We start from the raw sequence: 12,791 nt of genomic DNA, 5'->3' as shown, positions 1-12,791 counted from the left end.
GGCTTTAACATTTCTTCGAATAGACGATCTTCCTTATCGTTTCATGGGATAGATGGTACAGCTTCGTAAGTCGCTCAATGGACTCGCCTTTCATGTACAACTCACGAATTTCGTTATTTCGGCGATCCAATTGTTCTCTTAGACCTGACTTTTCACCCCATCGTTTACGTGATCCTGGTTGTGGAATGTATACGAACTCACCTTGAATATACTGCTGAATTTCCTTGAGCAAAGACTCAGGAAATATAACATTCCCGTTTACATATTTCATGCTGTTCCGCTCCTTATTTAGATGTTCTATAAGGGAAAGCGGAACGGTTAACTATGATTAACACAAGAAGAACAACAGCATCATATCCACCCTCTTTCAGCCATCCATAAACTGGGACTTTGTACTTTATTATAACACACCCGAATCATCATGGTCGGTATAGATGCTGTCAGCGAAGGAGGACGACACCGGTTGTGGAATATCGGTATGGAGTCCCGGATTCGTACCCCGCTGTGATGAGAATTTCCTGAATGTTGATGGTGGAGTAATGACATTCATCACTTCCAGTATGATCTGGTTTGATGACACGTTTGAACAGGTAATATTGCGAGTAATTGGGGACACCACAAGGAACTCTAGTGGTTCATCGTTTCTGGATCTTCTTATGAGGAGGCCATGGCTGTGCAACAGATGCGTGATGCGTATGGCTCGACGTTTGTCCCGCGAGAGAGACGTGACAGCCTGCCATTCGAGCCAAGAAAAACAGAAAACCCGCTCATAGAGCGAGTTTGTTATATGAAGGAAATGGGGCGCTGTTATTCTTTCTCGATCTGAACGCCCTTCTTGAGGAATTTCTGATCCTCTCTCTTATTCACGAGCACAGGCAGCTCACTCATGCTTCTCTTCATAGGAGACTGACATTGATGGCAGGTCGGTACCTCCGCAAAAGCAAAATTGTCCCTGATCCATCCGTTACAATCCTCCTGAATACAGGACCATATTGCGGTAGCCTCTTGGGGAATATCCTCCAACCTTTTCCGCGAATAGTACATAAACGCACCCTCCCTCTTGGTATCTTGTCGCTCTGTACCTAAGGCAAATCTGGCCATGCTTTCAGCTGTCCATATCCGTTTACGATGATCATCTATTCATCAAACAAAAAGAATAAATGCCCCAAAACACAGGGTTCGGGGCATTAGCTTCATTCTTTTTTACAGTACTACGACATTCTCAGCCTGCGGTCCACGATTACCCTGTACCACATTAAATTCAACACGTTGACCTTCGTCCAACGACTTATAGCCGTCGCCTACAATCGCACTGAAATGAACGAAAACGTCGTTACCGCCTTCAACCTCGATAAAACCGAAGCCTTTCTCCGCATTAAACCATTTCACTGTTCCAGCTTCCATCGGAACACCTCCTTCAAAATTTATATGAGCTCTTATTCAGAAAATAAAAATTCACATATTGCACAAGGTCGTCTCCATAAAATAACAACCCTCTGCAAAATGTGAATTTATAGGCAGGTCAGTATTCCATTGACTCCATCATACCCCACCTGGGGCCGAATAGCAAGGATTACTTCACTGTGGCCTCTCCCTCCAGGCTGCGAACAGTGTAGATATATATTATATATACAGACATGGCGGTGACTGGCCTATCGCTGGGCAAGCCTCACAGCTTCACCATGCCGGACATCGCTCGCGATGCCCGGGCTGCCATTTCCATACTAGGCATCGTATTTCCATACTAGCCCAGATCCAATCCTAATGCTCCAAAACTTTACACACTTTAACCTTCGAAATCATTCTTCCATCGACTTCCTCAATCTTAAATACCAATCCGGCATACTCAATAGAATCTCTATCTCCAAGCTTAGGAATCCGGCCGAGCTGGCCAATCATAAACCCATTCAACGTCTCGTATTGCTCAATCGGCAGATCTACCTTGAAATAGTCCACAACATCATCCAGGCTGATGCCTCCATTCACATAGAATGTGTTGTCATCTACCTTAATGATATCCCTAACAATCTCATCGTCCTCATCAAATATTTCGCCGACAATTTCCTCCAATAAATCTTCAAGGGTTACAATACCTGCCGTACCCCCAAACTCGTCGATAATGATCGCAATATGGATTTTGTTCTGCTGGAAGTCCTTGAATAGTTGATCCATCGTCTTGTACATGGGTGCGATATAAGCAGTTCTGCTGAAATCCCGTACATTAAATTCGTCCACACTATGAGGACCACTTAAGTACTTAATGAGATCTTTGGCATGCAGAATCCCTACAATATTGTCTATGCTGTCTTCGTAAATTGGCAATCTGGAGTACTTCTCCTTGCTGACCACAGATACAACCTCGTCCAGAGAAGCGTTCACGGAAAGGGCTACAATATCGGTACGATGCGTCATGACCTCATGTACTCTAATTGCCTTACGTTTGATGATGCTTTGAATGATTTTGTTCTCGTCTGCCTCGAATACACCCTCTTCCGTACCTACATTCGCCAACACAGATAATTCCTCTCTGCTCGTCGTTGTGGACACGTGAGATTTATTAGCTATTATTTTGGTAATGTATTCAGATATGATAACTAAAGGATATGTGATATAGATGAGATACTGAATCAGTTGAGCAGAGACAAGCGCTAAGCTTCTCCAATACCTGGCCCCTATCGTTTTGGGAATGATTTCCGAAAAAACAAGAATCAGTATAGTCAGCACAACGGAGATAATGCCAAAGTACGCTTCGCCAAATACTTTAGTCGCTTGCGCCCCGACCCCTGCGGCACCAACGGTATGGGCTATTGTATTCAGTGTAAGAATTGCGGAAAGGGGGCGATCCACATTTTTCTTCAACTCGATGAACAATCCAGCTCTTTTGTTGCCGTTCTCCAGCTTGACATTTAAATACGATGGGGTTGTGGATAGCAAAACTGCCTCGAGCACAGAACAAAGAAACGAAATACCCAATGCAAGAAACAGATAAATCAATAGGAGCGTCATACCTCAACCTCTTTCTTTCGTATAGTATCCCTATGCAAAACGGCGATGAGTATACCACACCATCGATCATTACGGCATGCCCGATCGCCCAAGTCGCCTTTCATTTCATCCATCAGGTAATATTTACCCACGGTCTTGCACATCCATTTCTGAACGAGATAAACAGTCTACCTTATGTAAAAAAATCACTTTCGTTGCATTTCAACTGACTTATGTATAATTCCTTCCTATAAATCCCCCCAAACTTATTGTATATATTGTATACATTCTCTAATCGATATTCAAATTGCACAGAATGACTGGGAAAATGTCTGACCGCTGACCTACGTACACGCATTTGTAACAGATTCCCTGAATAGAATGGGCTATTTCAAAACCTCTCATTTCTACAGGGGCGATGTATCATGCTCCAGAAAACAAAAACCCGACCTCGTGAGGCCGGGTTTCTTCCGAAGATGTGGTGCAGGGCACCATGGCTGTGTACAACCACCATATACTGCTGAGTACTCAGATTCGATTTTGAATGGGATACAGACTACAAGCCTCAACAGCACATGTTATAAAAAGACCGATGTTAAAACTCCCTGTGAGCTGGCCGCATCATCCCTTGAGCGGGATAATCCTCTTCGTACTCATCATATTGCGACGGTATGGGTTCGTGTACTTGTTCCTCCATTAGCGACGTTGACTGCCGCTGATAGGGCTCATCCACATACATGACTCTACGCAGAACTTGCATAAGCCCGTTCACGACGCGCAGCGCGATCCAGAACAGGATAAGGCCCACGCCAACGTACAGCAGATATTGCTGGTTATACGTCCAATCGATATGAAAATAACTGAACAAGCTCTTCTCCAAAATATCAACCTGAATTTCATTCATTAAAATGATATGGACGACGGGAAGAGTGATGAATCCTAGTCCGAGTGCAATAGCCGTTACCGTAATCACGAAGAATACGATACCCGTAACAAATCTTAGGAAGACGAGGAGCAGATTACGAATAAAGAGTGCTCCATCAAAGCCTCCCACCATTCGTTTCAACCAGTTCTGCCCCGCTTCAGACCGTGGATTGGAGGGATACGCTGCTGAAGGAGCAGGTAAACCCAAAATTTGTCGAATCATGCTTTGTTCGAAAACCACAATCCCATTCAACAGCTTGGCTACTGCAAAAAACAGCGGAATCCCGATAAAGATTGGCGTTAATCCAATGGATAGTACAACTCCTGTTATTGCCACTGTAAAATAGATAATCCCTAACGGGAGGGATAACAGGAAGTATAGGAGGGTGACATAGGTTTTTGGATTAAACAGCACCCAATTCACCTTGCCTGCCTGCTCCATTGCAGCCGTTTCTGTTGCCTTCATATTCAAACACCCCTTATGGCTTCATAAGTCACGCTCCAAGTTATAGATCCATTATATCTGTGTGATTTGGCTGACATAACCGTCTTAGGGGGTATCTGAACCTAGACTTTAGACTAGGGAGTGGGCTGGCTTAGATGAACTTATTGAAGTAAAGATACTATATGTATAACTCGCCGAACGATTGTTTTAATGATAAACAAAAGCACCGTCCCTGATTGTGCTTTTACCGGCACCGTTAGTACCTGCAAATACCGTCATCACAGGTTTATGATTATTCAATGTACTCCCGCTCCATCCGCTTTCCCTGGGAATCGAACATGATCTCGAATTTTTTGCCTTTCGCATCTTCGCGAATACGTTTGTTGTTTTTTATATAGTATAGAGATGCTCCAGATTGCTTGGCTTGTTGGCGAGCACGTTGATGGGCCTGGTTGAGTACATTTTGAAGCTGTTCCCGATCCACTGCCATAACAAGAACCCCCTTCATGCTTATCATTGTTGTACATATTATACACAATAGAAAAACCTACAACCACATTTGAAGTAACCTGATTGATCGTTCACAGCGACAATAAAGCATACTGACGCCTGTATAGGAGCCGACGCCAGTTTACGTCTTATGACGTAGAAAGTATCCTTTTTTGACCCGTGAGCTCCTGTATCGGTTTAATGTTTTGGGTGAATTCAAGCGTTCCTAAGTACGTTCCTTCTTGATCCCTTATGGCAAAATAACGAATATACACAAACTTATCTTTAACCGGAATCCAGAAATCTTCTGCATCTTTAACACCGGCTTTGAAATCAGCAAGCAGCTGATTGACGACGTGTACGCTTTGCGGAGGATGGCAGTTCTGTACACTTCGGCCGATCACCGCTTTGGTCCGAACGAAGATTCGTTCTTTGCCCTGGGAGAAATATCGGACGATATCGTGTTCATCAATAAAGGTCAGGTCGACCGGCAAATGATTCAATATGGCTTCCATCTGTTTGACCGATACAATGCCTGTGCTCAGCCGGATATATCCCTCTTGCAGCGGAGAAGCATCCAATCCCTGGCCTGTGCCAGGTTCATCTGCTCTTTCTGGAATCCACGTTTGATCCGGCGCAATCAAGCAATAACCGACCTCTTCACTTTGGTCAGCAATTTGAAGCCATTCGTCTTCCGTCAGCTTTTCCAGAGCCATAGGTAATAAAATATGTTCTTCTTTATAGATCATTTCTGTTACTTCGTTTAAGACGCGTTTGGCAAGGTCCACTACAAGCTCGGCATTCCCTTCAAAGTGAGTGAGTTTAGATTTCACCTCTTTTATTCCCATTCGGATGCCGTCATCGACTGCCCACATCACCTTGGTCGGTCCATAAATTCCGTATTTCTCAAGAAAAGGAAACAGCAAGTTTTCTTTGCGGCTGTAGTGTTTGTCCACATCATAGAGGAGACTGAAATCCTCCAGCAATTTGAGACGATTCGCCTCCCCCGGATCCTTCAGAAATTGATCGAGATGCAGTGCGATTTTAAAATTCGCCAGTCGATCGATTTCTTGGTTCTCCCTTTTAAACGTATACACGGGATGCCCAGGCTGGTCCTCAGGCTTATGCGTTCTGTGGATGTCTTGGATGGAGCCTTTGAATACAGCGGCATGGACGCTGCACAGTCGCTGTACTTCGGTGACCGGTATTCCTTCCTCCTGCATCAGCACTTGCTCCAGCTCCGAAATTTCGTCAACCGATATTTCACCTACAGCTTGGTTGAATTTTGACTTAACTTCCTCCACGCTTTTTCCATGGTGCAGCTCCTTAATGATTTCCTTGAGCAAATGGATACGGGCTGTTCGATGAGCAGAAATTCCTTCCTCACGGTTATTAATGAGTTCACTCATGTTCATCACCTCTGTCTTATTTCAATGTATATAAAGACCAAGCTCTATCTTGTTTACCTCTCTTCTCTAAACTAGCACCCTCATGCCCCACGACTTGTGATTAAAAGCACAGAGGGAATGAACATTCAATGACTAAGGAAGGATGAATAGTGATCCAGGTTCTTCGAAAGTTCTTCTTCCCACTCCCCTGGCATTCTGGGTGCTTCTACGCTGTCGAGTCCGGTTTGTTCGTTTCGTAACAAAAAAGCGACCGAGTCGCGGTCGCTTTAATAACGGTATGAGAGACGAGGGAGCCTAACCCTGGCCGAAACGTTGGCACACCATTCCCCCTGAGCGGCCACCATGAAATGTCGGCAAAATGAATGAGCACGTTACAATTTCTGCATAGACTTCAGTCGGTCGAAGCCACAGTTTCCAATCCTTTTTACTCAGTTGTTCTTTTTTTCATTGGACGATGTCTGTAATCAGCGATAAAGATACGCCAGATCAGCTTCATAAGATTGGGAACAGTGCGTGCGTTTTCTTTGAGATAGGACCATGCCGGACGGTTCCCTCGTTTCGTATTGCATTCGCTGCATGAAGCGATGAGGTTATGGGGAAGGTCCGAGCCCCCTTTGCTTGAGGGGATTATATGGTCCACGGTCGTCGCGTGTTGTCCGCACCACAAACAAGTGTGATGATCTCGTTTCAGGGCAGCTTTTCGATAGTCCCGAAATAAGAACGGATTATACAGCAATTGGATCGTCTGCTCATCAATCCAGACTGCTCGCGAGCGCTCAACTTCCCGCCAAGCCCGATGAGGCAAGCATGGTGTTAGCTGTTGACCATCCATATTGAGCACCTTTATCAATTGATCCTCTCCATCATGACCCTGATTCATCGACTTCCCCCCAACTGTACGACATGCTCCTGCCTATAGTATTAATATAAAACAAAAACACCATTCTCATGCGGATGGTGTTCATGATGGTGGAGGCGAGGGGAGTAAGCCCCATCTTGTTAGGGAAAATCCAAGCTTGCGATGACTTCTGCTTTGTACGTCGACCCTTGATTCCCGTTCTCCCGTTGAGACAAAATCCCGACCAGATTCAATCTGGTCAATATCACTCCTGCCTCCGAACGATGACTATCGATTTCAGCGAGATCGACTGATGGCTCCAACGCAATTTGATCCCTGCCCCTCACCAGGCCACGACGGTTTCTCCCAACCACAACACATAAGATAATGCAAAAAAGCGACCTTGATAGGTCGCAGGCAAAGTTATATTTCGCTGGAATGCATTGAATTATTCTACCAGTTCTCCATTAATAAATGTCATCGACTTATCTTTGAATTCTAGAATAAATGAGTGCTGATAATCCGGTTCGTTACTGAGCTGTGTCCCTAACATATATTCATTACCGACATTATCAAAAGGGTTATGAAGCACACCTTTAGGGGTGTATCTTGTTTCATGTCCTATTACATTGCCATTCTCATCATAAATAAATGTGCTTTTACTTGAGACCAGCAAGTCCTTGCCGTTCTCCAATGTTAAATGAACCTCCAGACGACCGTTGGACATATGATGAGCAATGTTTACATCTTCAGACGACACCCGAGTCCCAATGGCGAAAAGCCAAATAACAGCTACAGCCAGTAGGAGTACCGCAGAGACGGAGAGAATAATCTTTCTTTTGTTTATTTTTCTCACTTTTTTTAAGTAATTAAGTTTTTGTGCCTCATCTTTATCAATTGAGGGCATATAGAGACCTGTTTCCTCAGTCATTTCTCGATAAAACTGACGGCATGCCTCGCATGATTCCAGATGCTTATCGATTTCTTCATTACTGTATGAAGAGGTTAGCTTTTCAATATAGGAAGGCAATAGATCCCGAATCATATCACATTTCATGATGATCTTCCTTTCATCAACTTTTGTTTTCCGCGGTAAAAGGTAACTCGTGCCCATGTTTCATCTCTGCCGAGAATTTCTCCAATCTCTCGAAAACTAAATTCCCCGGTCAAACGCAGGTACAATACTTCTTTCGTATTCGGATCCAGCAAATGAAGCTGTTTGAATAAGTCCATTTTGTTCTGAGCCAAAATAAACTGTGATTCTGGCGAATTTGAATCGGTAAAGGAAGGATCCTCTAATATGTCAGAGGAACTCTTCCGCCGCTTGTCCAGTTCCTGGTACCAAACATGCTTAGCAATCTGACAAAGCCAAACGTATACTTTACAGCTTCCATTGTATCTATGTATTGACTTTATCGCTCTATAAAAGGTTTCTTGGGTGATCTCTTCCGCCAACAAATGGTTATGGCAAAAGCTAAATATGAATTTATATACTTGGGTCGAATATTCCCTGTATAATTCCTCGGTGTCCCGCATCTATTCACCTCCTCAAGGGATATATCCATAAATGTTGATAAACGTTACAACTTATTTTGCATTCAAGCTAACTTTTTTCTAAACAACTTCATTTATCCTATACCCCTCAAGCCAATCCCATCAAGCTTTTCTCCTGAAATGTTATCTTCATTGAACCCCAGAAATGCAGAAAGACCACCTCTCGGGGTGGTCTCACTGATAATATAAAATAGAGGCGAGGGGATTGGAACCCCTGCCGGAAGATAACGACAACACAAGTTTCTACGGATGTAGTCACGGTTATGAGTGTTCACCTGGATCACATTGTTTCGCAACTTGGATTGTCAACAGTAAATCAGACAGCTTTTTTAAGGGCTTCTTGGCGATACTGAACAGGCGTCAGATAACCCAGCGTTCCATGAATCCGATGTTTGTTAAACCAGTTGATATAATCATATAGTTCCAATTCCAGATGATGAAGGCAGTGGAAGCTCATCTGGTTGATGAATTCTGTTTTCATGACTTTATAGGTCGCTTCAGCCACGGCATTGTCATAGGGGCAGCCTTTCATGCTAAGCGAACGGCCGATTTCAAAGGTCCCCAGAAGTTCGTCCATCTTTATGTTTTTAAACTCACTGCCACGGTCCGTATGAAACCACTGGATTTGATGTAGATCGCCCTGAACCGTAGCAAAGGCACGGGAAACTAGAGCCGCATCCTTGTTTTGCCCTGCACTATGACCGATGATTTCTCGATTGAACAAGTCGATCAGCACGCAAATGTAATGCCACTTGTTTTGAACCTTCACATATGTTAGATCGCTAACGACGAACCGCTTAGCTTCCGTCTGCTTAAATTCACGACCTAGAACATTTGCTGTCTTTGCTTCATTGCAGGCCGTTTGGTGGGGCTTATACTGAGCGATCGTGTAGGTGGAAACCAGCCCTTGCTCTTTCATGATACGGCCAATGCGACGTCTCGATATAACAAGTCCTTGTTCCTGGAGCTTAGCTTTGATCTTTCGTGTACCGTAAGCTTTTCGATTTCTGTGGAAAATCCCCACGATAGCTTCTGTGATCTCGTCTTCGTTCGGTTGTTCTTTCGCTTCATAATAAAATGTACTTCTTGCGATTTGCAGGACGTCGCACATTGCTGATACCGAGTATTTATCACAGTTGTTCCGAATGATAGCTACTTTCGTCCCATGATCAGCGCGGCTTGCTTTAAAATGTCGTTCTCCATCTTGAGTCGTTGAATTTCCTTACGCAAGGCGATAAGCTCATTTTCCTCGGAAGAACGATTGTCCTTCTCCTTGAAGGAACCGGTTGTTTGGGCCTGCTTGATCCAGCGGTCTAAAGCAGACGCAGTGAGGTCATATTCCTCCACAATCGCTGCTCTCGATTTTCCGTTTTCATAAAGCTGCGCCATTTGCTTTTTGAACTCGGTTGTAAACGTACGTCGTTGGTGTTTGGACATGGTAGAGATTCACTCCTTAGCATGATAGGTTTATTCTACAAGCCCTTATTTTTTCTGTCCAACTTAGTGTAGCCGATCCAACTCTGGCCAACATCGTATGTTGATACCGAAGCATCCAGTGACTTGCACTATTCGATGGGATTATTTTTATATTCGGCTTCAAGTTCCTTTAAATCCTCGTCGGAGATGTCTTGGTAATCCCCCTCTTGTTGGGGAAAAGCCAAGCTTGCGATGATGTCTGCTTTGTACGTCGAACCTTGCTTCCCGTTCTCCCGTTCAGACGAAATCCCGACCAGAACCAATCCGGTCGGATATCCCTCTTGCTTCCGAACGACGGTGATCCATGACATTTCGATATCGGCGAGATCAGCTGAAGGTACCCCGCAGAGGGGGCTCCAGTAAACACGCTCTCCCGCTTTTCTTGAGGTTCCTGTATTGCTTATGCTTTCAAGTCTGCCCTTGACTTCCACACATAAATAGTCGGTATCACCTGATAGTTCATACGCGATTTCATCGCTGCCCCTCAGTTCAAACGGGATGCCCGGAGTGATGCTGATGGCTGGTGACCACCCTGCATTCCAAGGGATGGTGATCATTTCTTCCGCAGGTACGCTTACAATCTCCGTCTTCGTAGCGCACCCGGAGCCAAGCAAAATCAATCCTAGGCTTGCACAGATGAATAGTAGTTTAAATCCGCTGACTTTGGTTAGGTTAGACATCAAATTCCGGCACCTCCTGTGTAAAAATAAGGATGAGACCAACTCCAGGCATTCTTATTCCTAGAGTTGGTCTTGGAGCAATATTCATTTATCCAAATTTTATACCCATGTGGATAATAATTCCATCCCAAAGGGTTAGTCCCTCCTGGCTTATGAGTCCAATCTGAAGCTGTCGTCGTTCCTTTCATGTGGTAATCAACGCTTCCTTTTCGGATCGCCACATTACGTTCATCATTAGCCAATGACGATGGTTTAGTCGCTGTCTTATAACCCCAATATCCAAGAGCCTCCTGATCATCAACGACCAAATCTGCCATACTTGCAATTGATAAGTTCATGTTAAATCTCTGTTTGAAATGATAACCTGGGTTTTGAAAGGACATTCACACCTATGGTTGGTATATCCCTAGCAATTATACCCTGTATAACTATTAGACCATGCTATTATCGTACTATCTTTTAACGTATAGTTCGCTAAAACAGATATGTTACCTTGTTCAGTGAATATATCCAGGATTCTGAAAGCACTGCGAAGCAATGCTAGCATCGTAAGCGATACTAGAGCGACCGTTACCGGTCCCAGGTCAGCGAGTTTGTCTTCTCAATATTATAAATGTATAATTGTTATAACAATTGAATATGATAATAAGGAGGAAACCAAATGAACAGGATGATTGAGATGGAACGGAAAGTAACCAAATTTGGCAACAGTCTCGGTATAACCATGACGGATGCTTTGAAGCAAATTGGATTGGATCAAGGCGACACTGTCACTATTGATGTTAATTCAGACACAGGAGAAATTATTATTAAGAAGTCAACAAAAGTCTCTTTGCCTGAAGGAATAAGTGCGGACTTTATGGATACTTTAACGGATGTAATTGAAGAATACGACCAAACGCTTCGGGGACTTAAAGACAGATGACATCCATCCGCTATTTATCCGTCCAAGAAATAATAGCAATCAATGTAGCCATGATACAACGATATAGCCCGGGGGAACACATTGGAGTTAAGGAACCTGGAGTGCTCGAATCGGCTGTCCATCGACCTCAATTTTCTGCCTTTAGCGAGGATGCTTATCCTACTATCTTCGAAAAAGGCGCCGCTTTGTTTGAATCCCTAGGCCAAAACCATCCATTTCACAACGCAAACAAACGAACAGCTTTTACAGCACTGGTTGTATTCCTACGTTTTAATGGCCTGCACTTCAAGATGGACTCAAAGAAAGCCGAAGACTTTACAGTAAATATGGTTAATCATTGTTTTGATTTTCATGAGATGGTTTCGATTATTGAGGCTCACTGCATCACGGTTCCCAATTCATAAAGTGCAAAATACCGTCCTCTTACTGATGATCTTCATAATGGCGAGCCATATTGAAGTGTATCCAATCTCAAATCGTTTAACAAACCACGTGTCTATTCTTTCAATCTCGGCGAAACTGTACACCCATACGGCAACTTTGCGTACATTCGGATTAAGGCCAATTACATCGAACACCTGTTAAGCCTTCCAAGATTTAAAGAACGAATGTCCTTGACTGTTTGAGGCAGCGATGGGCATGTCCATACTGTCAATAATCACTAGAGTATATTTATATATTGACTGTAAAATAAGTTAATTTTATAATTATCCTAACTCCTAAGGGAGGAGGGAATCCGGATGTGGCTAAAAATTTGGCGTTGGAAGATTATTATCCTCATCATCCGGGTCGAAAAACTTAATTAATACTTCGACCCTCGGTTCAATGGAAAGCATTCCAGTAGCTTTCCTGCGAAAGTGCGTGGATTGAAATCCACCCTGGTGCGATTATTTTTATCGTACCCCGGGGGATAAAAATAAAAATATACAGATTGATAAAGAACTGAGTAGCAAGTGCTAAACACTGATACCCAGTTCTTTTTAGTTTTTATTTAAAGTTAAAACACTATAATGTAAGCAATCACGTATCATATGAACCCGTAACGCTCAAGAAAACGCAAAAGGGG

Annotated in this window: 15 protein-coding genes; 2 read left to right on the top strand and 13 right to left on the bottom strand. The window is 43.7% G+C overall.

Annotated features, from left to right (window positions below):
* Positions 1 to 4: 4 nt before the first annotated feature.
* From CHH75_RS25445 to CHH75_RS25440, 13 genes are all read right to left on the bottom strand, one after another.
* On the bottom strand, positions 5 to 271 hold the full coding sequence (locus CHH75_RS25445; protein WP_095264220.1) for a CD3324 family protein: 267 nt from the start codon (positions 269 to 271) through the stop codon (positions 5 to 7).
* 536 nt (positions 272 to 807) lie between these two features.
* A complete protein-coding gene (locus CHH75_RS24260) occupies positions 808 to 1,044 on the bottom strand; it encodes a cold-shock protein (RefSeq protein WP_095399382.1) in 237 nt (78 codons plus the stop codon).
* A 159-nt stretch (positions 1,045 to 1,203) separates the two neighbouring features.
* Positions 1,204 to 1,404: a cold-shock protein gene (locus CHH75_RS24255; protein WP_095264218.1), complete on the bottom strand. Its 201-nt coding sequence runs from the start codon at positions 1,402 to 1,404 to the stop codon at positions 1,204 to 1,206.
* A gap of 357 nt (positions 1,405 to 1,761) precedes the next feature.
* Positions 1,762 to 3,006 (bottom strand): hemolysin family protein, encoded by a 1,245-nt coding sequence (locus CHH75_RS24250; protein WP_095264217.1) that lies wholly within the window; start codon positions 3,004 to 3,006, stop codon positions 1,762 to 1,764.
* A 574-nt stretch (positions 3,007 to 3,580) separates the two neighbouring features.
* A complete protein-coding gene (locus CHH75_RS24245) occupies positions 3,581 to 4,375 on the bottom strand; it encodes a sensor domain-containing protein (protein ID WP_095399381.1) in 795 nt (264 codons plus the stop codon).
* A gap of 271 nt (positions 4,376 to 4,646) precedes the next feature.
* Complete coding sequence (locus CHH75_RS24240) at positions 4,647 to 4,844, bottom strand: hypothetical protein (RefSeq protein WP_095399380.1); 198 nt, start codon at positions 4,842 to 4,844, stop codon at positions 4,647 to 4,649.
* Between the two features lie 148 nt (positions 4,845 to 4,992).
* Positions 4,993 to 6,252, bottom strand: a complete 1,260-nt coding sequence (locus CHH75_RS24235) for a DUF438 domain-containing protein (protein ID WP_095399379.1) — start codon at positions 6,250 to 6,252, stop codon at positions 4,993 to 4,995.
* A gap of 424 nt (positions 6,253 to 6,676) precedes the next feature.
* The gene (locus CHH75_RS24230) at positions 6,677 to 7,132 is read right to left on the bottom strand and encodes an HNH endonuclease (protein WP_095399378.1); all 456 of its coding nucleotides are present in this window, start codon (positions 7,130 to 7,132) and stop codon (positions 6,677 to 6,679) included.
* A gap of 406 nt (positions 7,133 to 7,538) precedes the next feature.
* The gene (locus tag CHH75_RS24225; RefSeq protein ID WP_176475661.1) at positions 7,539 to 8,147 is read right to left on the bottom strand and encodes a zf-HC2 domain-containing protein; all 609 of its coding nucleotides are present in this window, start codon (positions 8,145 to 8,147) and stop codon (positions 7,539 to 7,541) included.
* The gene (locus CHH75_RS24220; protein ID WP_095399376.1) at positions 8,144 to 8,626 is read right to left on the bottom strand and encodes an RNA polymerase sigma factor; all 483 of its coding nucleotides are present in this window, start codon (positions 8,624 to 8,626) and stop codon (positions 8,144 to 8,146) included. Before CHH75_RS24220 ends, CHH75_RS24225 begins: the two co-directional genes overlap by 4 nt.
* Before the next feature lie 334 nt (positions 8,627 to 8,960).
* A protein-coding gene (locus CHH75_RS24215; protein ID WP_095399375.1) for an IS3 family transposase occupies positions 8,961 to 10,081 on the bottom strand; the annotation gives its coding sequence in 2 pieces (ribosomal slippage) (positions 8,961 to 9,832 and positions 9,832 to 10,081; 1,122 coding nt in all).
* A gap of 128 nt (positions 10,082 to 10,209) precedes the next feature.
* Complete coding sequence (locus tag CHH75_RS24210) at positions 10,210 to 10,800, bottom strand: hypothetical protein (protein ID WP_095399374.1); 591 nt, start codon at positions 10,798 to 10,800, stop codon at positions 10,210 to 10,212.
* Positions 10,800 to 11,117, bottom strand: coding sequence for a hypothetical protein (locus tag CHH75_RS25440; RefSeq protein WP_255223106.1), 318 nt, complete (start codon positions 11,115 to 11,117; stop codon positions 10,800 to 10,802). Before CHH75_RS25440 ends, CHH75_RS24210 begins: the two co-directional genes overlap by 1 nt.
* A 344-nt stretch (positions 11,118 to 11,461) precedes the next feature.
* On the opposite strand from CHH75_RS25440, the gene CHH75_RS24200 reads away from it, so the two are divergent.
* Positions 11,462 to 11,725 (top strand): AbrB/MazE/SpoVT family DNA-binding domain-containing protein, encoded by a 264-nt coding sequence (locus CHH75_RS24200; protein ID WP_095399373.1) that lies wholly within the window; start codon positions 11,462 to 11,464, stop codon positions 11,723 to 11,725.
* Positions 11,722 to 12,129, top strand: coding sequence for a type II toxin-antitoxin system death-on-curing family toxin (locus CHH75_RS24195; protein ID WP_095399372.1), 408 nt, complete (start codon positions 11,722 to 11,724; stop codon positions 12,127 to 12,129). Before CHH75_RS24200 ends, CHH75_RS24195 begins: the two co-directional genes overlap by 4 nt.
* The last annotated feature ends 662 nt before the right edge of the window (positions 12,130 to 12,791 follow it).

The sequence above is a fragment of the Paenibacillus sp. 7541 genome (assembly GCF_002276395.1).
Taxonomy (GTDB): domain Bacteria; phylum Bacillota; class Bacilli; order Paenibacillales; family Paenibacillaceae; genus Paenibacillus_AQ; species Paenibacillus_AQ campinasensis.
The sequence above is the reverse complement of the archived record's forward strand: the minus strand, read 5'-3'. Positions and strand labels throughout refer to the sequence as shown.